This is a genomic window from Nocardia salmonicida NBRC 13393 (assembly GCF_001613085.1).
Lineage (GTDB): Bacteria > Actinomycetota > Actinomycetes > Mycobacteriales > Mycobacteriaceae > Nocardia > Nocardia salmonicida.
The window spans coordinates 69,253-89,391 of sequence record NZ_BDBR01000016.1; the positions used below are offsets into that span (position 1 = coordinate 69,253).

The 20,139-nt window shown below is 68.3% G+C and carries 18 protein-coding genes; 6 read left to right on the plus strand and 12 right to left on the minus strand.

What is annotated here, in order from left to right; all coding sequences use genetic code 11:
• The 6 genes from NS1_RS18235 to NS1_RS18260 all read right to left on the minus strand — a co-directional run bounded on the left by NS1_RS18235 (position 1) and on the right by NS1_RS18260 (position 9,031).
• Positions 1–549, minus strand: coding sequence for a Na+/H+ antiporter subunit E (locus NS1_RS18235; RefSeq protein WP_255284583.1), 549 nt, complete (start codon positions 547–549; stop codon positions 1–3).
• A complete protein-coding gene (locus tag NS1_RS18240; protein WP_062986222.1) occupies positions 546–2,141 on the minus strand; it encodes a Na+/H+ antiporter subunit D in 1,596 nt (531 codons plus the stop codon). Before NS1_RS18240 ends, NS1_RS18235 begins: the two co-directional genes overlap by 4 nt.
• Positions 2,138–2,521: a Na(+)/H(+) antiporter subunit C gene (locus NS1_RS18245; RefSeq protein ID WP_056814834.1), complete on the minus strand. Its 384-nt coding sequence runs from the start codon at positions 2,519–2,521 to the stop codon at positions 2,138–2,140. The genes NS1_RS18240 and NS1_RS18245 overlap by 4 nt, the downstream gene beginning before the upstream one ends.
• Positions 2,518–5,307, minus strand: a complete 2,790-nt coding sequence (locus NS1_RS18250; protein WP_062986224.1) for a Na+/H+ antiporter subunit A — start codon at positions 5,305–5,307, stop codon at positions 2,518–2,520. The genes NS1_RS18245 and NS1_RS18250 overlap by 4 nt, the downstream gene beginning before the upstream one ends.
• Before the next feature lie 114 nt (positions 5,308–5,421).
• Complete coding sequence (locus tag NS1_RS18255; RefSeq protein WP_157125292.1) at positions 5,422–6,699, minus strand: hypothetical protein; 1,278 nt, start codon at positions 6,697–6,699, stop codon at positions 5,422–5,424.
• A gap of 76 nt (positions 6,700–6,775) precedes the next feature.
• The gene (locus tag NS1_RS18260) at positions 6,776–9,031 is read right to left on the minus strand and encodes an AAA family ATPase (protein WP_062986228.1); all 2,256 of its coding nucleotides are present in this window, start codon (positions 9,029–9,031) and stop codon (positions 6,776–6,778) included.
• 77 nt (positions 9,032–9,108) lie between these two features.
• Here NS1_RS18260 and NS1_RS18265 point away from each other — a divergent pair, with 77 nt between their 5' ends.
• Entirely contained in the window at positions 9,109–9,570 is a 462-nt protein-coding gene (locus tag NS1_RS18265; protein WP_255284584.1) for a hypothetical protein, read from the plus strand.
• Positions 9,571–9,586: 16 nt separating this feature from the next.
• Here the strand turns inward: NS1_RS18265 and NS1_RS18270 are convergent, their stop codons facing one another.
• From NS1_RS18270 to NS1_RS18290, 5 genes are all read right to left on the minus strand, one after another.
• Complete coding sequence (locus NS1_RS18270) at positions 9,587–9,934, minus strand: UBP-type zinc finger domain-containing protein (protein WP_062986229.1); 348 nt, start codon at positions 9,932–9,934, stop codon at positions 9,587–9,589.
• A complete protein-coding gene (locus tag NS1_RS18275) occupies positions 9,927–11,393 on the minus strand; it encodes an ATP-binding protein (RefSeq protein ID WP_062986230.1) in 1,467 nt (488 codons plus the stop codon). Before NS1_RS18275 ends, NS1_RS18270 begins: the two co-directional genes overlap by 8 nt.
• A gap of 3 nt (positions 11,394–11,396) precedes the next feature.
• A complete protein-coding gene (locus tag NS1_RS18280) occupies positions 11,397–13,064 on the minus strand; it encodes an NAD(P)/FAD-dependent oxidoreductase (protein ID WP_062986231.1) in 1,668 nt (555 codons plus the stop codon).
• Between the two features lie 161 nt (positions 13,065–13,225).
• Positions 13,226–13,417 carry a hypothetical protein gene (locus NS1_RS18285; protein WP_062986232.1) on the minus strand — a complete coding sequence of 64 codons (192 nt, stop codon included), beginning with the start codon at positions 13,415–13,417 and terminating at the stop codon, positions 13,226–13,228.
• A 191-nt stretch (positions 13,418–13,608) separates the two neighbouring features.
• Complete coding sequence (locus NS1_RS18290; RefSeq protein ID WP_056814812.1) at positions 13,609–14,634, minus strand: beta-ketoacyl-ACP synthase III; 1,026 nt, start codon at positions 14,632–14,634, stop codon at positions 13,609–13,611.
• Positions 14,635–14,871: 237 nt separating this feature from the next.
• On the opposite strand from NS1_RS18290, the gene NS1_RS18295 reads away from it, so the two are divergent.
• The 5 genes from NS1_RS18295 to NS1_RS18315 all read left to right on the plus strand — a co-directional run bounded on the left by NS1_RS18295 (position 14,872) and on the right by NS1_RS18315 (position 18,862).
• The gene (locus NS1_RS18295; RefSeq protein WP_056814809.1) at positions 14,872–15,144 is read left to right on the plus strand and encodes a GlsB/YeaQ/YmgE family stress response membrane protein; all 273 of its coding nucleotides are present in this window, start codon (positions 14,872–14,874) and stop codon (positions 15,142–15,144) included.
• Between the two features lie 70 nt (positions 15,145–15,214).
• The gene (locus NS1_RS18300; RefSeq protein ID WP_062986233.1) at positions 15,215–15,928 is read left to right on the plus strand and encodes a phosphatidylserine decarboxylase; all 714 of its coding nucleotides are present in this window, start codon (positions 15,215–15,217) and stop codon (positions 15,926–15,928) included.
• Complete coding sequence (locus NS1_RS18305) at positions 15,925–16,794, plus strand: CDP-alcohol phosphatidyltransferase family protein (RefSeq protein ID WP_056814803.1); 870 nt, start codon at positions 15,925–15,927, stop codon at positions 16,792–16,794. Before NS1_RS18300 ends, NS1_RS18305 begins: the two co-directional genes overlap by 4 nt.
• A 25-nt stretch (positions 16,795–16,819) precedes the next feature.
• A complete protein-coding gene (locus tag NS1_RS18310; RefSeq protein WP_062986235.1) occupies positions 16,820–17,695 on the plus strand; it encodes an RNA polymerase sigma-70 factor in 876 nt (291 codons plus the stop codon).
• 84 nt (positions 17,696–17,779) lie between these two features.
• Positions 17,780–18,862 (plus strand): NAD(P)/FAD-dependent oxidoreductase, encoded by a 1,083-nt coding sequence (locus NS1_RS18315; protein WP_062986237.1) that lies wholly within the window; start codon positions 17,780–17,782, stop codon positions 18,860–18,862.
• Here the strand turns inward: NS1_RS18315 and NS1_RS18320 are convergent.
• The gene (locus NS1_RS18320; protein ID WP_063816186.1) at positions 18,843–20,102 is read right to left on the minus strand and encodes a hypothetical protein; all 1,260 of its coding nucleotides are present in this window, start codon (positions 20,100–20,102) and stop codon (positions 18,843–18,845) included. The genes NS1_RS18315 and NS1_RS18320 overlap by 20 nt on opposite strands.
• Positions 20,103–20,139: the final 37 nt, after the last annotated feature.

A 20,139-nucleotide genomic window follows, 5' to 3' on the forward strand; every position in this document is an offset into this window, starting at 1 on the left:
TTACGCCTCCGGTGGGGGGTCGACGCGGCGGCGTTCGCTCGGTCGTTCGAAGGCCTTGATCATCAGATGTTCCAGACGTCGGGTGGTGCGGTAGAACTTCGCGACCGCTTCGTCGCTGCCCACATCGAGCACATGGACGTAGACCACGCAGCGGTGACGATCGAGTTCGAGGACCATGGTGCCGGGGATCAGGTTGAGCAGGTCGGTGCACATCACCAGCACCAGATCGGACTGGATGCCCAGATGCACGCGCAGCACGCCCGAAACCGGCGGCCCGCTGGGCCGCAGCGCGAACCAGGCCACCTGCAGACTCGATTCGAGCGAGTAATAGACGCTGACAGCGATCAATTCGAGGAACGAGAGCGGATGGAAGCGCCCGGCCACCGGGACCAACGGCAGCGGTAGCGCGAAGACCACGATCAGCGCGACCACCACACCGGCGATGGTGTTGGCCAGGCTCAGATCCCCCCAGAGCGCGACCCAGACGGCGGTGAGCCAGAGCAGTACGCCGAGGCGAAGGGCATTGTCGCGGTTGATGAGTCGGCTCATCGTTGCTCCGGTCCGAGCACCGAGTCGATGTAGACCGACGGGTTGTCCAGGTCGACGGCCGCACGTTCGGCGATGCCGAGGATCGGCCCGGCGAACACGGTGAGCGCGAGCCCGGCGCTGACGAGCCCGACGGTGGCCAGCACCATCAGCACCGGCATCCGGCCGGGATCGGTGCGGTCCTCGTAGTGCACATCGGTCGAATCCTCCACCAGGGTCGGCAGATTCGCCGCGGTGAGATGGCCTTCCGGCGCCTCTTCGCGTGGTCGCCAGAACGCTTTGCTCCAGACCCGCGCCACCGCGTAGAGCGTGAGCAGGCTCGTGACCACCGAACCTCCGACCAGCACCCAGGCCAGGACGCTGCCGTCGGCGGCGCCGGCTTCCAGGAGCGCGACCTTGCCGATGAATCCCGAGAACGGCGGGATACCACCCAGATTCAGAGCGGGGAGCAGGAACAGCACACCGAGGAGCGGACTCGCTGCCGCCAGGCCGCCGATCCGTCGCAGTGACACCGACCCGGCTTGGCGTTCGATCAGTCCGACCGCGAGGAACAGCGCGGTCTGCACCAGAATGTGGTGGGCCACGTAGAACACCGCGCCGGTGAGCCCGGCGGTGGTGGCGAGGCCGATGCCGAAAACCATGTAGCCGATGTGGCTGATCAGCGTGAACGAGAGCAGCCGCCGGATATCGGTCTGCGCGATGGCGCCCAGGACGCCGATGAGCATCGTCGCCAGCCCACACACCAGCAGGATGTCGTCGAACGCGCCGTCAGGAAACCAGAGCGTGTGGGTGCGGATGATCGCGTACACACCGACTTTGGTGAGCAGGCCCGCGAACACCGCGGTGACCGGCGCCGGCGCGGTGGGGTAGGAGTCGGGCAGCCAGCTCGACAGCGGGAACACCGCCGCCTTGATCCCGAACGCGACCAGCAGCACCGCGTAGCAGGCGGTGCGCACGCCACTGGGTGTCGCTTCCAGGCGCAGGGCCAGTTGCGCGAGATTCAGGGTGCCCGTCGCCGCGTAGGTGAGGCCGATGCCGATCAGGAAGATCAGCGACGACACCATCGACACCATCACATAGGCGATGCCGGTACGGATGCGTTCCTCGGTGGCGCCGACAGTGAGCAGCACGAACGAGGCGACGAGCAGGATCTCGAAGCCGACGAACAGGTTGAACAGGTCACCGGCCAGGAACGCGGTCGACACGCCCGCGGTCAGAATCAGATAGGTGGGACGGTAGATCGAGGTCGGCTGGTGTTGGTCACCGTCGGAGATATTTTGTCCCGCACCGTAAATGGACACCACGAGGAGCACGAAGGCCGAGACCAGCAGCATGGCGGCGCTGAGCCGGTCGACGACGAGGGTGATGCCGATCGGGGTCGGCCAGCCGCCCACCTGCACGGCGGTGGTGCCGTCGCGGTCGGCGAGGTACAGCAGCAGCCCGCTGATCACCAGCACCACCGACAGCGCCGTCAGCGTGATCATCGCCTGCAGGCGCGGGCGTCGGCCGAACACCAGGGTGGCCGCGGCGGCGAGCAGCGGAACCAGCACGGGCAGTGCGGCGATGGCGGGCAGCAGATCCTGGGACAGGGTCACTGTTCGGGATCCTCCCGTTCGCGCCGGGCGGCGACCTGGGCGTCCTCGGGGTCGTTGGTCACGTCTTCGGTGGTGGTCAGCATGTAGGCGCGATAGGCCAGCGCGAGGACGAAAGCCGCCAGGCCCATGGTGATCACGATCGCGGTGAGCACCATCGCCTGTGCGAGCGGATCGGCCATGCCGTCGGGGGAGGTGTCGGGGCTGCCGAGGATCGGTGGTTCCCCGTCCGGGCCGCCCATCGTGAGGATCAGCAGGTTCACCGCGTTGCCGAGCAGGATCATCCCGAGCAGCATCTTCGACACCACCCGCTCGAGCAGCAGGTAGACGCCGCACGCGGTGAGCACGCCGATCGTGATGAGAAGAACGAGGTTCGCGGTCATCCGAGCTCCTTGTCCAGGCGGGCGCCGAGGCTGCGCAGCACATCCAGCACCAGCCCGACGACCACCAGGTAGACGCCGAGGTCGAAGAACAGGGCGGTGACCAGTTTGATGTGGCCGAGCAGCGGCAGCGTCACCTCGATGACCGCCGAGGACAGTGGGGGTGCGCCGAGCAGCAGCGATGCGGTGGCGGTGCCCGCGGCGAGGGCGAGGCCCGTGCCGAGCAGGTGTCCGGCGTCGACCGGTAGCGCTTCGCCCAGTTCGTATCGGCCGCCCGCGAGGTAGCGCAGGGTCAGGGCCAACCCGGCGACCAGGCCACCGGCGAAGCCGCCGCCGGGCGCGTTGTGGCCGGAGAAGAAGAAGTACACCGACAGCACCATGATGGTGGGGAAGACCAGGCGAGTGGTGATCTGCAGGACCATCGAACGGTCGCGCCGGTCGAGCAGGCGCGCCGCGGGCAACCAGCTCACCGCGTCGGGGTCGTAGTTCGGTGAGTCGACGGCGCGCGGCGCGCTGCCGAATCGGCGGCTGCGGAAGACCAGCGACGCCACGCCGGTCGCGGCGACGACGAGCACCGAGATCTCGCCGAGGGTGTCCCAGGCCCGGATGTCGACCAGCAGGACGTTGACCGCGTTCTTGCCGCCGCCCATCCGGTAGGCCGCGTCGGGGATGGCCTGCCAGATCGGGTTACCGTGCCTGGCGGCGATGGCGAACGCGGCGAGCACGGGGACGGTGATGCCGACGCCGATAGCCAGCAGCGCCCGGCGGAATTTGAACGCCGTGCCCTGGCTTTCGGCGATCTCCGCGGGGAACGCCCGCAGCACGAGCACGAAGACGACCAAAGTCAGTGTCTCGACCAGGAATTGGGTCAGCGCGAGATCGGGTGCGCCGTGCAGTGCGAAGATCACGCCGCAGCCGTAGCCTGTCACTCCGACCACGAGCACGCTGGCCAACCTGTTGCGCAAAACGGTGGCGGCCGACGCCATCGCGATCATGATCGCGCCGATCGCCGCCTGCAACGGTGAATCCCACAGTCGCAGTTGCACTCCCGTGCGCGTGCCGACGGCGAGCATGACCGTCGGCAGCACGATGAGCGTGCCGAGGATGGTGGCCTGACTGGCAGGCAGCGAACCGGACTGCACAGTTCCGGTGATGCGCGACGAAAGCCGGTCCATCGCGCGCAGGGCCGCGTCGTAGTTGCGATCGGCATTGCCGAGGCGCGGGTGTGCCGGTTCACCGATCCGGCCGCGGATCAGGAACAGGGCGACACCGGCCGCGACGATGACCACCGTCAGCGCGAGCGGTCCGGTGAAGCCGTGCCAGAGGGCGAGATGGGCGTCGAGAACACCGGGCAGCGACTCGGCGTAGGGGCTCAACCATCGATCGACGGCCGAGGCGTCGAGGCCGCCCGCCAGCCCGGCCACCGCGAGCACCGCGGGCGGACCGAGCAGCAGCGGTCCGGGCGCGTGCCAGGTGACCTCGCGCTCGGGATTGGCGGTGATTCCGAAGGCGCCCCAGACGAATCGGATGCTGTAGGCCACGGTGAACGCCGAACCGACCGTGACCCCCGCCAGCATGGCGAATCGCACCGATGGGCTCAGCACATCGGCCGACCACAGCGCGCCGAGCGCCGACTCCTTGCCGACGAATCCGAGCAGCGGTGGCAGTCCGGCCATGCTGAGTGCGGCGAGCACCGCGATCGCGCACAGCACCGGCGCACGCTGCCCCAGCCCGGACAGTCGGCGCAGATCTCTGGTGCCCGCGCCGTGGTCGATGATGCCGACCACCATGAACAGGCACGCCTTGAACAGCGCGTGCGCCACCAGCAGCGTGAGCCCCGCCAGCGCCGCGTCGGGGGTGCCGATACCGACCATCGTGATCATCAGACCCAGCTGGCTGACGGTGCCGAACGCGAGTACCAGCTTCAGATCGTGCACCTGGATCGCCCGCCACCCGGCGAGCAGCATCGTGATGATGCCGAGCGGCAGGAGCATCAGATGCCACGGCGGTGTCTGCGCGAGCGCGGGCGCCAGCCGGGCCACCAGGTAGATACCGGCTTTCACCATCGCGGCGGCGTGCAGGTACGCGCTCACCGGCGTCGGCGCCGCCATCGCACCGGGCAACCAGAAGTGCAGCGGCACGATCGCCGATTTGCTGATCGCCCCGAGCAGTACCAGGCCGATCGCCACCGACACCGCGCTCCCCGATGGAACAGCACCGGCCGCGAGCACATCCGAGAGCAGGAAACTGTCGTAGCGGAGCCCGAGAATCACGATCCCGACCAGCATCGCCAGCCCGCCCGCACCCGTCACCAGCAGCGCCTGGATCGCGGCCCTTCGGCTGACCGAACGCTCGGCGTAGTGGCCGACGAGCAGGAACGACAGCACCGTCGTGATTTCCCAGAACACGTACAGCAGCAACATGTTGTCGCTGGTGACCAGCCCGAACATGGCGCCCGCGAATCCGGTCAGCTCGGCCGCGAACACCCCGAGCCGGGCTTCGTCACGCTCGAAGTAGCGACCGCAGTAGGCCAGGATCAACGCGCCGATGCCGAGCACCAGCGTGCACATCACCGCGGCGAGGGAATCGAAACGTAGGTCGATGTTCATCGAGATCTGCGGCGCCCACTGCACCTGCGTGCGCACGGTGTCTCCCCAGTGCGCAATCACCCAGCCGAGGCTGCCCAGTGGGACCAGCGCCAGCAGATAGAAAGCGTTGCGGCCCAGCACTCGTACGCACAGCGGGGCCAGCAGGGCGGCCAGTGCGTGAACGAGCAGAACGGCTAGCAACTCCCCCTCCGTCGGGTAGGTAGCGGTCGAGTAGCGCGCCCCGATCCTACGGGCGCGAGCGGACTGTTCGGCGACACCGAGGTTGTCGCGTCGGCCATGTCGGGTGCGGTGTGGCTATGGCTGACTCACCCGCGGCGGCGTGGCGGGCCGGATCTGGTACAGCACCGCGAGTCCGACCGCGGCGCCGACGGTGATGGCCAGCGCGACCTGGCCGGGCACCTGCTCCGACACCGCGACTGCGCTCGTCGGCCAGTGTCGCCGCCCGGTGGGAATCGCCCACAGGATCGACGGCAGATACAGCGCACCGAGCCCGAGCATCGCGCTCGGCAGGTAGCTGACCCGCAGCGAGCCGATGGCGAAACCGGCGACACAGGTCAACAGCATCACCCCGGCCGGCCACACGAATGCCCAGGGGAGGTATTCGGCCAGTGCGGCGAAACTGCAGATCGCGGCGGCGCCGAGCAGCGCGCCCCACGGTGTCGGCCAGCGCAGGCCCGCCAGGATCGCGCCGATGCCGACGACGAGAACGAGCAGCAGATGCCAACCGAGACTCGGTGCGTCACCGAGCGAATCGGCGGCCGCGGCCACGCTCACGGCGACGAGGACGCCGGTGCCGTCGCGGCCGGGCAGCAGCGCGGCGGCGGCGAACGCCGCCACGAGCGTGACGATCACGGCGAGCGCGATCCGCCAGGAGTCGCCCTGTCGTTCTTCGAACTCGCGACCGAGCCAGTCGGTGGCGATCAGCAGCGACAGCGACAGCACGGTGGTGGCGATGATCGGGGTGATCGGCAGATCCGCCGCCATCCGCGGCACCGCGGGCAACATGATGCCGTGCCGGTGGCGCGCGGTGTTCACCGCCAGCAGCACGACCGCGGCGCCGATCAGCCAGTGCGGGGTGTGCACGGCTTTGTCCGCCGTCGCCGTGGTGTTCGAGGTGAACACCGCGACGACCTGGCCGTAGACGAACACGACCAGGACCCCGAGTCCGAAACCGACCGCGGACCAGCGCATCCGCCACGCGCAGATACACAGCGCGCCGAACAGCACCCCGCCGCACAGCGAGTCGATGTAGTTCTGGGTGGTGAGTACATCGGCGGAGGTCATCGCCCGCCCGATGAAGTAGTTGATCGCCAGCGCCGCCGCCCCACCCGTCGCGGTGAGCCAGATCAGCCCCGGTCGGGTGATCGGCCTGGACAGCACGGCGACCACGACAGCCACGATGAGACCGAGTGCGGCCGCGCGGGGAACGCTGTTGATCAGGCTGGTGACGCGGTAGGGGGAATCGATCGCCGAATCCTCACCGAAGCTGAACGGGAGGAACAGTGACATCCCCGCGGCCGCGGCCCCGGCGAACGCCGTGACCGCGTCCAGACCATCACCGATCTTGGGCACCGTGCCGACGATACCGGCGACTACCCCTCCCACCTGGGATGTCGTGTCCGGATACCGGGGCGGCGAGTTCCGGGGATCAAGCCCTGCTCTGGGCGTAGCGGCGCAGCGATTCGACCTGCGCGGGGTCGAGGGACGGGCGCACGGTGGCGCGGGCGGCGGCCACGTCCTCGGCGGTGACGTCGGCGGCGGCCATATCGCGGCGCAGTGCCGAGAGCGCGGCTTCGCGGAGCAGGGCGGCGCAGTCGGCGGCCGAGTAGCCGTCGAGATCCTCCGCGAGGGCGGCCAGGTCGACATCCTCGGCGAGCGGAACCGAGCGGCCCGCCGTGCGCAGGATCTCGAGCCGGGCCGGGCCGTCCGGCGGTGGGACGAAGACGAGGCGGTCGAGTCGGCCCGGCCGCAGCAGTGCGGGGTCGATCAACTCGGGGCGGTTGGTCGCGCCGACCACCACCACATCGCGCAGGGGTTCGACACCGTCGAGTTCGGTGAGCAGGGCGGCGACCACCCGGTCCGACACCCCGGAGTCGCTGCTCTGGCCGCGGCGCGGCGCGAGTGCGTCGACCTCGTCGAGGAAGATCAGCGACGGTGCCGAGTCGCGGGCCCGCTGGAACAGTTCGCGCACCGCTCGTTCCGAGGAGCCGACCCACTTGTCCATCAGCTCAGCGCCTTTCACCGAGTGCACGCTGAGCTGACCGGTACCTGCCAGTGCCCGCACGAGGAAGGTCTTGCCGCAGCCGGGTGGCCCGTAGAGCAGGACGCCGCGCGGCGGTTCGACGCCGAGGCGGGCGAACGAGTCGGGGTGGCGCAGTGGCCACAGCACCGTTTCGGTGAGTGCCTGCTTGGTTTCGACCATGTCGCCGACGTCGTCGAGGTCGAGCGATCCGATCGCCAATTCCTCTGTCCCCGAACGAGACAGCGGGCGGATCACCTCGAGCGCGCCGATCAGGTCATCCTGGATGAGGGCCGGTTCGGTGTGTTCGCGGCTGGCCCGGCCCGCCGCGCGGACCGCCGCTTCCCGGCACAGTGCGGTCAGATCAGCCACCACGAAACCCGGTGTGCGCGAAGCGATCGCCTCGAGATCGAGTTCTCCCGCGGGTATCTTGCGTAGCAGCTGTTCGAGCAGTGCCCGCCGAATTGCCGCGGTCGGCAGCGGAAGTGCCAGTTCGCGGTCACACAGGTCCGGTGCCCGTAGCCGCGAATCCACCTGTGTCGGATGGGCGGTGGTGGCCAGCAGGGCTACACACGGCGCGCGCACCGCGGCGCGCAGCTGGTCGAGAATGAGCGTGGCGACGGGCTCGGCCTCGTCGGGCAGCAGTGCGTCGATATCGGTGATCAGCAGCACGCCGCCCTGTCCGGTGGCGACATCGGCCACCGCCTCGGCGACCGCACGCAGCCGGGTGCCGCTCTCGGTCGCGCCGACGCTCGGACCGTCGAGTTCGACGATGCGACGTGGTGCGGCAACAGCTTTGGCGAAGGTGGCCTTGCCGCCGCCGGCCGGACCGGTGATGAGCACGCCGAGGTGCGCCGGTGCGCCGAGGGTCTTGAGCAACTCGGGCTCGTCGAGCGCCAAGCTCAGCCATTCGGCCAGCTTGGCCGCCTGGCTCTGCACCCCTGCGAGGTCCTCGATCTGGACCGGCGGGCTTCCCGAACTCACCTTCGCGGCGGCGGGTTCTTGCTGATCAGACTCCGGAACCCATTGCTGCCCAGGCGCGTCGGACCTGTTTCCCGAACCCTGCCGAGGGTCGCCGTCGCGTTCCAGGGTGTGCTGGATCGCGGCCGCGCCCGCACCCCAGCCGACGGCCGAATTCGTTTGCACGCTCACCGGTCCCGGCATCGGCTCGATCGCCGTGACGGTGAGCAGTTCGGTGGTCCAGGCGATGCCGAAGGCACGCGAGAGCGCCTGCGTGGCCGCCGAGGAACTGATGTCGGGTCCGAGATCGCGCGGCAGCAGTGACACCGTGTCACCCACGGTCACCACCTTGCCGAGCAGTGCCTGGCGCAGCGTGGCCGCCGCGATGCTGGCCATCGCGTGCGCCGAGCCGCTCAACGAGATCTGTCTGGCGCCGAAGACCGTCACCGGGGCCACCGTCACCGCCGCGTTCTCCCGTAACCCCACGTTCGACAGCGTCACGTCATCGAGCAGGGCTACTCCCGGCGGACTGTCCGCGGGCGCCTTCGCCACCACCGCCGCGGTCCTGCGCGCACCGATCAGGGCGATGCCGTCCCATTCGCGCAGACCGAGCGCGGTGAGCGTCTCGGGGTGCAAGCGCACCACCCCGCGGCGGGCATCGGCTGCGGAGGGGTTGAGCCGGGCGGTGAGCGAAAGTTCAGCCACCGCCCCATTCTGCCGCGTTGCGGCGCGATCAGGAATCGATAGGCCGACCGCAAGGTCAGACGGCCATTCTGGCTGGCATGACGAACTATCGCCGCAAGTCGGTACGCTGCACCGGACGCGCCGGAGGTGCCGGCGCCGCGATCTACCGGGGAAAGCAGCAGATGAACCGAATCTCCCTCGCCGTTCTGGCCGCCGGGGCACTGACCCTGACACTGGTCGGGTGTGGTTCCGGCGACGACTCCGCCGACGCGAGCGGGCTGCGCAAGGGCACGCCGAGCTCCAGCGCGCCCGCCACCACCACAGCGCCCACCTCGAAAGCGGCGCCGACCTCGGCCGCGAGCGCCGACATCACCTGCACGCAGTTCAAGTCGCTCGACGCCGACGGCGAGAAGAAGGCGATCGACAAGCTCCTCGCGGAGAATCCCGGTGGGCCGTTCGAGGGTAGCCCCAACGTGGCCCTCAGCACCGTGAAGCTGGTCTGCCTCGTTCCGTCCAATGCCGACAAGCCGGTCGCCGACGCCGCCGGGATGAAGCCTTAATCGCTCGGCTCTCGGCTCAGCTCATGAGTGATTGCCAGTTCGCGGGTACCCGCGAGGCGGGGCCGGGCACGGACTGATCAGTCGGATGGCTGGTCGGCGAGGCGAGTTCGGGACCGTCGCTGTACATCTCTCCGCTGGAGAAGTTGTAGAACCAGTCCTCGCCCGGTTCGTAGCTCTGCATGAACGGGTGCGCGGTGGCCTCGAAATGCTTCGTCGCGTGCTTGCTGGGGGAGCTGTCGCAACAGCCGACGTGCCCGCATTCGGCGCAGCGACGCAGGTGCACCCACCAGCCGCCGCCCTCGTCGCACTCGACGCAACCGGCGCCGCTGGGCGGCACGCTCGGGTTGATCCCCGCTTCAGACATCCTGACCTCCTGTAATAGGTGTGCTGACATCCTCCGCTGTCGGTCGCAACGGCAGGCGGACGATGAACCGCGTGTTGCCGGGTTCCGACTCGACCCGGATGTCACCGTTGTGCTTGTTGGCCACGATCCGGAACGAGATGTCGAGGCCGAGGCCGGTGCCGTCGCCGACCGGTTTGGTGGTGAAGAACGGCTCGAAGATGCGACCACGCGCCTCGGGGGGAATGCCCGGTCCGGTGTCGCCGATCTCGACGGCGGCGCAGTCGTTCTCCTTGAAGGTGCGGATCGTCAGGGTGCCCTCGCCGCCCATCGCGTAGACCGCGTTGTCGATCAGGTTGGTCCACACCTGATTGAGTTCGGCGGCGAAGCAGGGGATCGGCGGCAGGCTACGGTCGTAGTCCTTCACCACGCGGACGCCGTCACCGAGTTTGCGGTTGAGCATCACCAGGGTGGAATCGAGCAGTTCGTGCAGGTCGACGACCTGATACGGCGCGCGATCCATCTGCGAATACTGTTTGGCCGCACCGACGAGGGTGGAGATGCGGGTGGTCGAGTCGAAGATCTCGTTCATCAGCAACTCGGTCTCGATGGTGTAGTTCAGCCAGCGCACGGCGCCCTCGAACACCGGCGCCTGGCACGCTTCCAGCGTTGCGTGCACGCCCTCCAGCCAGTCGGTGTCCAGGCCCGCCTGCACGAAGGTCGGCGCCAGATTCCAGCCGTCGGCGATGCCGCGCTGCTCGAACCAGTCCGCCAGCGCGTCCTCGCGATCGGCGGCTTCCAACGGGCTGAGATCCGGGGCCTTGGCGACCTGGTCGGCGGCCTGCTCCTGCATCTCGACGAGCTTGACCAGCGCGTCGGCCGGGAACTTGCCCTCGGCCATCATCTTGAGCTTGTGCCGCATCCCGGCCACGCGTTCGCGCAGGCCGGAGGTGGCGCGCACCGCGGCGGCGGCGGGATTGTTGAGCTCGTGGGTGAGCCCGGCCGACAGCGAACCGAGGGCGAGCAGCCGTTCCCGCTCGGCGATCCGCTGGCTCGACTTCTGTCCGCCGAAGAACGCGCCCTCGAGCAGGTGCACGGCCATCGGGAACCACTCGTGCATGATCCTGGCGAAATCGGCCGCGTCGATGACCAGGAACCGGGAGCGGCGCAGCACGTACATCGAGCCGTTGTAGTCCTGATTCGCCCGATCGCCCAGATAGGCCATCCAGGCACCCGCGTACACCCCGCGATGGTCGGTGCGGTTGATCTCGATCTCCACGCCGCCGGACAGCTTGGTCAGCCGCACCTCGCCGTCGATCAGCACGTAGAAGCAGGTGGCCGGTTCACCCTCGCGGAACACCGGGCCCGGGTCGACGTACTCGATGCGCCCGATGTCGCACAGCTCGGCGAGCTGGGTCTCGTCGAGTTTCTCGAACAGGAACAGCGTGCGCAGTTCTTCCGGATCGCAGATCAACGAACTCATCTCCTATGCCAGGTACCGGTGGACGAGCATGACCGCCATCGCGCCCTCGCCGACCGCCGAGGCGACCCGCTTGGCGGATTCGGCGTGCACATCGCCCGCGACGAACACGCCGGGGACGCTGGTCTCGAGGTGCTGCGGCGGGCGTGGCAGTTCCCAGCCGGGTGGTCGCGCGCCGTCGACCATCAGGTCCGGTCCGGCCAGCACGTATCCGGCCGCGTCCCGGGTGACGACGCCGTCGAGCCAGGCGGTCTGTGGAGCGGCGCCGATGAACAGGAACAGGCGCTGCGCGTCGACCTTGTCTTCGGTGCCGGTGCTGTTGTCGCGCAGGATGATCCGTTCCAGATGCGTGTCGCCGTCGGCGCCGACCACCTCGGTCTCGGTGTGCACCACGATGTTCTCGATGTGTTCGATCTGCTGGACGAGATAGTGCGACATCGACCGCTCCAGCGAGTCGCCTCGAACAACCAGGTGCACGCGACGGGCATTGCGGGACAGGAACACCGCGGCCTGCCCGGCCGAATTGGCTCCGCCGACGATGTAGACCTCCTGCTCGGCGCACTCGGCCGCCTCGGTCATCGCCGATCCGTAATACACACCGCGCCCGGTGAATTCGTCCACACCCGCCGCCGGATGACGTCGATAGTCCACGCCCGTCGCGATCAGAACCGTGTGCGCGCACAGCTTCCCGCCATCGGCGAACCGCACCGTTCGCGCCGAACCGTTGACCTCGAGCGCGACCACGTCGCGCGTGGTGATGATCTCCGCGCCGAACTTCGCCGCCTGCCGCCGGGCCCGATCCGCCAGCTGCGATCCCGACACCCCGTCGGGAAATCCGAGGTAGTTCTCGATCCGCGAGCTCTGCCCCGCCTGTCCACCGGTGGCCGTGCGCTCCACCAGCACCGTGCGCAACCCCTCCGAGGCGCCGTACACCGCCGCGCCCAGCCCGGCCGGCCCGCCGCCCACCACGATCAGATCGTAGAAATCCCCACTGGGTTCGACGGTGAGCCCGACGTTTTCGGCGAGCTCGCTGTCGGTCGGCTGGACCAGCGCGAGGCCCGCGGCCGTGATCACCACCGGACAGGTCAGCGGATCGGCGCCCGCCGCCTCCAGCAGCCGGGTGCCCTCCGGTTCGTCGACCGGGTACCACCGATACGGCAACTGATTGCGCGCCAAGAACTCTCGCACCTGCGAGGACCGCGGCGACCATCGATCGCCGACGACCTTGGTCTCGTACACGGGCCGTTGCTCGGCGCTGCGCCAGACATCGAGCAAGCCGTCGATCACCGGGTACAGCTTCTCCTCCGGCGGATCCCACGGCTTGAGCAGATAGTGGTCGAGATCGATGACATTGATCGCGTCGATCGCGGCATCGGTGTCGGCGTAGGCGGTGAGCAGCACCCGGCGCGCGTACGGGTGCAGGTCCATCGCCTGCTCGAGGAATTCGATCCCGTCCATGCCGGGCATCCGGTAGTCCGCGATCAACACCGCCACGGGCTGCCCGCGCAGTTTCATCTCCCGCAGCGCCTCCAGCGCCTGCTGCCCTGATTCAGCCCGCAGAATCCGGTAGTCGGCGCCGTAGCGGCGGCGCAGATCGCGCACGACCGCCCGGGAAACGCCGGGGTCGTCGTCAACGCTCAGAATGGCCGGTTTGGTTACCGAGGGAGTGCTCACGTTTCGAGTATCCCCCTGTCTCGGGCCGGGCATCCGACGTGTGTCTTTCCGAGGGGCCCGCCCTGATCTGGACTGAGTGGAGGGTGCGACGAAGGAGTGCCCGGAGGGAGGGAAGATCAGGGGCCCGAAGGGCCCCGCTCGAGCGCGCCAGCGCTCCAAAATTACAGCTGGTGGTGCAGGACCAGGTCGAGTTCGCTCGGGGTGAGCAGACGTTCGAGGCGTTCCTCGCGTTTGAGACGGGTGCCCCGCGGCACGAGCGCGCTGGGGAGCGCGAAAGCGTCGTCCGGTCCGATGCTCGGCAGGAGCGGGACCTCGTTGATGTGCCTGCGTGGCAGGAGTGAGCGCAGTTTCACGGCCGATCACCTCGGGTTGACGACTCCGAACGCTGGAGGCTGAGCTTCGTCGATCAGCAAAACGTCGGTAGCGAAAAGTTTGCCAGCCTGCCGGAGGTGGTGCAAGTGGGACAAGGTGGACACGGCGAGCCAACCGGTCGGTGGCCTGCGTCGGCGCAGGCCACCCCGGTTGTGTGAGATTTGCTGATCAGCTATTTCCAGGCGGGCAGCGTGACAACCTGTGCCGCATAGGACAGTCCGGCGCCGAAGGCGATCAGCAGCGCGGTGTCGCCCGGCTTCGATTCGCCCTTGCGCAGCAGCGCCTCCATCGCGAGGGGGACCGATGCCGCCGAGGTGTTGCCGGCGTCCTCGATGTCGTTGGCCAGCGCGCAGTGCTCCGGGAGCTCGAGCACCCTGGCCATGATCTCGATGATCCGGCCGTTGGCCTGGTGCGGGATCATCGCGTCGAGATCACCGGCGGTCAGGCCCGCGCGGTCGATCGCGTCGCGGCAGACCTTCTCCAGCGAATGCGCGGCCCAGCGGAACACCGCGGTGCCCTCCATCGTGAGGTAGGGGCGCACCGCATCGGTGCCCTTCTCCTCGATCTCGTCGAAGAACTCCACCCAGTCCTTGGTCTGGCGGATGGCGTGGTGCTGGGTGCCGTCCGAACCCCACACGGTCGGGCCGATGCCCGGTTCGGCGGACGGGCCGACGACGACCGCGCCCGCGCCGTCGGCGAACAGGAAGGCCGTCGCGCGGTCGGTGAAGTCGATGGTGACGCTGAGTTTCTCGACGCCGATCACCAGTACGTGATTCGAGGTGCCCGCCCGGACCAGGTCCGATGCCATGCCCAGTGCGTGACAGAACCCGGCGCAGCCCGCCGAGATGTCGAAGGCGGCCGAGCCGGTCATGCCCAGCTCGGTGGCGATGCGTGGACCGATTGCCGGGGTGAGCACCAGATGGGTCGACGTCGCCACGATGACGCAGTCGATCTGGTCGGCCTGCACCCCGGCGGCGGCGATCGCGTCGCGCGCGGCGGCGACGCTCATGGATTGGATGGTTTCCTCGTCGGAGGCGAAGCGCCTGGTGTTGATGCCGGACCGGGTGCGGATCCACTCGTCGCTCGAGTCGATCGGCCCCGCTAGCTCGTCGTTGGTGACCACTCGAGCCGGGCGGTAGACGCCCAATCCGAGGATCGCGGTGTGCTCTGCACCCGTCGTCTGGGCGATTCGAGCCATTGTGAGTCTCCTATGTACCTGTCAACCTGCGGCAGCACCGCTGGGTGTACCCGAAGCATCGAAATCTGTCCCTCATCGCCCGTGGCCCGTGCGTGGACGCCATGTGAACGCTCAGACATGAGGCATCCTCATATTACGCCTCGGATCGTAATCTGAGTGTCGATTGTCACAAGGGAGGCGGGGGTATCTTGGTGACAAGGCGTTTGCTCGCCGGCCCATCGAGGGATCGAGGACATCATGCTCGGACTCGGCATCATCAGTTGGATCATCATCGGCGGTCTGGCCGGTTGGATCGCGAGCAAGTTCATGAAGACCGACGCGCAGCAGGGCATCCTGCTCAACATCGTCGTCGGAGTCATCGGCGGTCTGCTCGGCGGGTTCGTGCTGAGCCTGTTCGGCGTCGATGTAGAAGGCGCGGGCTGGATTTTCAGCTTCATCACCTGTCTGGCGGGCGCCTGCGTGCTGTTGTACCTGGTGAAGCTGTTCACCGGGCGTAAATCGGTCCACTGACCACAGGTGCTTGCCCCGGGCTTCCCGTAAGGTGTGATCGCTCGTAGTCATCACACGAAAGAGGGAGCCCGTGGCACGCCGCCCCACCCCGCCCGGCACGCCCGATACCACCGGAGTCGGACATGTCGTCGACCTGGTGCGGGCCGCTGTACCCCCGCTTCACCCCGCCGGATTGCCGTTCGTCGCGGTGCCGTTGGCGGTGGCGGTCGTCGGCGGACGTAATAAATGGGTGCGTCGGGCCGGTCTGACCGCTGCCGCCGCCTGCGCCGCCTTCTTCCGGCATCCCCATCGCGTGCCGCCGAACCGGCCGGGCATCGTGGTCGCGCCCGCCGACGGTGAAGTGGCGCTGGTCGACACCGCGGTGCCGCCCGTCGAGCTCGGACTCGGCGACAAGCCGTTGCCGCGCGTAAGCATCTTCCTGTCGGTGCTCGATGTGCACGTGCAGCGCGTTCCGGTGTCCGGAACCGTGCGCGAGGTGCTGCATCAGCCGGGCAAATTCCTCTCGGCCGATCTGCCGGAGGCCTCCGACGCCAACGAACGCAACAGCATGGTGATCGACACCGCCGACGGCCAGCAGGTCGTCGTGGTGCAGATCGCCGGTCTGCTGGCTCGTCGCATCGTCTGCGATGCCCGCGTCGGCGACCTGCTCACCATCGGTGACACCTACGGCCTGATCCGGTTCGGGTCCCGCGTCGACACGTACTTCCCGGTCGGCACCGAACTGCTCGTTGCCCCCGGGCAGCGCACGATCGGGGCCGAAACCGTCCTGGCTGTTCTGGGATGATCGAACAGGCCCGTAAGCGTCCCCGCTCAGTGCGGCTGCTCCCGAGCGTCGTCACCATCCTCGCCCTGTGTGCGGGCCTGTCGGCAGTGAAGTTCGGTCTCGACGGTGAGCTCGGCATCTCGTTGGCGATGGTCGGTGCGGCCGCCGTGCTCGATACCCTCGACGGCCGCCTCGCGCGCATGCTCGACGCCACCTCCAAGATGGGCGCCGAACTCGATTCGCTGTCGGACGCCATCTCCTTCGGCGTCGCGCCCGCGCTGGTCATCTACGTGACCCTGCTCGACAGCTACAGCGCGGGCTGGATCGTCGCGCTGTTGTTCGCGGTGAGTCTGGTTCTGCGTCTGGCGCGCTTCAACACGCTGCTCGACGACGATTCCCGCCCGACCTGGGCGCGTGAGTACTTCGTCGGCGTGCCCGCGCCGGCCGGTGCGTTGATCGCGCTGGTGCCGATCGCGTTGAAGGTGCAGTTCGGCGACGGCTGGTGGGACAGTTTCGCCTTCGTCGCCGCGTGGACGGTCTTCGCCGCACTGCTGTGCGTGAGCACCATCCCGACCCTGGCGATGAAGTCGGTGTCGGTCGCCCCGCAGGCGGCGGCGGGCCTGCTCGTGCTGACCGCTCTGGCCGCGGCGCTGCTGGTCACCTTCCCGATCGTGCTGCTGCTGATCTTGGTGGCGCTGTACCTGGCGCACATCCCGTTCGCCTGGCGGTCGGCCCGCTGGGTGGCCGCACGGCCGGAAACCTGGCAGCACAAGCCGGCTGAGCGGCGGGCGCAACGGCGTGCGCAGCGCCGGATGCCCGCGATCCGCCGTCCGGCGATCCGTGGATCCGCGCGCCTGCGGCTGCGTCGGCCGCGCAACGACGACTAGAACGCAGTCCGGCAAAGGGGCACAGGTGGAATCCGACGGCGTCGCCGAGTTCATGGAGCATCGGCAGCGGTTGTTCTCGCTGGCATATCGGATGTTCGGCGCGGCGACCGAGGCCGAGGACGTGGTGCAGGAGGTCTATCTGCGGTGGGCGCTGGCCGACCGGGGCGAGATCGCCAATGCTGAAGCGTGGTTGACCACCGTCACCGTGAATCTGTGTCGCACCCAGCTCGTTTCGGCCCGTGCCCGCCGCGAGACCTATGTCGGTCAGTGGCTGCCGGAGCCGGTGCCGACCGGCGCCGGTGCGCTCGGTCCGTTGGGGACCGTCGAGGAACGCGAGTCGGTCTCGCTGGCCGTGCTCACCGCGATGGAACGGCTCAGCCCGATCGAGCGCGCCGTGTTCGTGCTGCGCGAGGCGTTCGGTTATCCGCATGCCGAGATCGCGCAGATGCTCGATCTCACCGAGGCCAATACCCAGCAGATATTCCATCGAGCCGGTCAGCGCGTGCGCACCGGCAAACAGCGCTACGTGGTGTCGGCCGAGCACGCCCGCACAATGATCGAGAAGTTCCTGCAGGCGGCGTCCACCGGCGATGTGGGCGGTCTGCGCGCACTGCTCGCCGACGATGTGGTGTCGGTCGCCGACGGTGGCGGCCGGGTGGTCGCGGCCAAGATCCCGGTGGTCGGCGGCGATGTGGTCGCGCGCTACCTGTCCAACCTGCGGCGCTTCCTCGGTCCCACGGCACGGTTCGAATTCGCCGAGATCAATGGCGACGTGGGTCTGATCCTGTTCCAGGACGAGGTCCCGGCGGGTGTGCTGGTCTTCGACTTCGACGAAGCGGGTTCGATCGCGGCCGTTCGCACGGTCGTGAACCCGATCAAATTGGCCGCCGTAACCGTGTGATGCAGGTCACTTCGGGAACCTGTCAGGAACTCGGCGGCTGATCAGTCTGGTGTGTGTAGGCATTTCGAGAGAAGGAGCCACACCATGACCGGTCAGCATCGGATCGTCGTCCTCGGCGCCGGGTACGCGGGACTCACCGCGGCCCGCGCCCTCGCGAAGAAGACTCGCGACACCCAGATCACCGTCGTGGACGCCCGCGCCGAATTCGTGCAGCGGGTGCGTCTGCACCAGGCCGCCGCGGGCCAGCCGGTGAAGCGCCTCGACCTGCGGAAGTCGCTGGGACGCAAGGGCATCGAGTTCCTTCAGGCACGGGTCACCGACCTGGACCCGGAGCGCAAAGTCATCGCCGTCGACGGTGAGTGGACGCTGCACTACGACACCCTCGTCTACGCGCTCGGCAGCCAGGCCGACCGCAACGCCGTGTCCGGTGCCGCCGAGCACGCGAAGTTCGTCGCCACCGCCGAAGACGTGACGGAGCTGTCGGGTCAGATCGTCATCGTCGGATCGGGCCCGACCGGCATCGAACTGGCCACCGAACTCGCTGAATCGCATCCGGATTCGCGGATCAGCCTGCTCGGTTCCGAAGACCCCGGCGCCTGGCTCTCGCCGCGCGCACACCAGGCGATCCGTGCCGCGCTCACCCGTCTCGGCGTCGAAATCCGTTCCGGCGTCAAGGTTGTCGAGGTGCTGCCCGATGCGGTCCGGCTCGCCGACGACACCCTGGTGCCCGCCGCCACCACCGTGTGGACCACCGGTTTCACCGTTCCCGACCTGGCTCGTCGTGCGGGCCTGGAGGTCGCCGCCGACGGTCGCATCCGCACCGACGAGACGTTGCGCTCGGTGTCGCACCCCGACATCTACGCCGTCGGCGATTCCGCGCTGATGGCCGGGGTGGACGGTCGTCCGCTGCGGATGGCTTGTGCGACAGCGATTCCCGCCGGTCAGTACGTGGTCGGGGCGATCACGGCGCGGGCGCGCGGTCGCGAACCGCAGCCGATGGAGGGGCGCTACGTCGCGCAGTGCATCAGCCTCGGCCGTCACGACGCGGTGCTGCAGCTCGTGAAGGCCGATGACACCCCGACGGACAGGGTGTTCACCGGTCGGATCGGTGTGGTGATGAAGGAGCTGATCGTGCGGGGGACCGCCTTCACCGTGGGGTTGCGGTGAGTCCGGTCGCGTGGCGCTCGGCCCGACCTCTGACGAGGCGGGCCGAGGTCCATGCCCAGGGCGCGATGGTGATCAGGCCGAGCACGCCCAGCCACGGCAGCCGCCACCACCAGCGCACATCGTGCTCGACCGTTATCGGGGCCGCCGTCAGTAGCCGTGCTGTGGAGGACCACACCACGAAGGCGTCGCCGATCGGCAACAGCCCGAACGCATAGCGCTTGGACCACGGCAGATCGATCGGCAACCCGATCAGCTCGCCCTCTGATCCGATCGCGGCAGCCAACGCCCGGTCACCGTTCACCCTCGCCGCTCCGACGGCGACGACGGTGGCGGACAGGCTGATCCCGGCGACCAACGGGCCGGAGTCGACATCACCGCTCCCGTCGACCCCCTTCGGGTACTCGCGAACGGCGGGACCGAAACCTCCTGGGTGAGCGAGGAACTGCTCGCGATACCGCGTGTACTGGTTCCTCGCGAACGCTGGATCGATCTCGGGCAGGAACCGGAGGATCACTGTCTGCGAGGTCGCCCGCGCACCGGTCGTCATCGATCCGTCGGTCGGTGAGACCTGATGCGGTAGGAGACCGGTCGCGGGGTCGAGTCGGGTCTTCGCCTGCTCGAGCCAGCGATCGATCACCGGGGTGTATTGCGCGCCGAACAGTTTGTCGTGCAGGCGAAGTGACGCCATCGCGACTGTCGAGTCGACGGGCCATGCCTGGCCCTGATAGGCCTGGAGGAACGGCGTGTCGGCCGCCGAGAACGCCTGTGCGATCTCGGCGCTTCGGGTGGAAAACTGCTGCACCGCAGCGGTATCGGAGCTATTCAGCGACAAGATCGCCCCGCGCAACCAGTTGGTCCAGCCCGCCCAGAATACCCCGTACGTGGGCTGCAACCGAGGGCTGAAGACCGCTCGACCCTCATCGGACTCCAATCGCGCCAGCGCCCATCGCGATTCGCGTAGCGCGTCGTCTCGCAGCCCTGAATCGGTGTGCGCGGCCTGCACCCAGGCCAGACCGTAGAGCACGTTCGAAAAGACGTACCCCTCCGGAAACAGTTCTTGCGCAGCCGTATCCGATCCTTCGTCGAGCGCGCCACGCACGAAGGCCAACTGCCGCGCCGTCGACCCCGGCTGTTCGTCCAAACCCGGCTGTGGCCACAGCAGCTGTCCAGCGCCGATCAGGCACGCCACCGTCACGACTATCCCCGCCATACGCGGCGCCCAGCGCCGGATTCTCCCCATGACGCCACTTTGCCAGGAATTTACCGTCAACCAAACG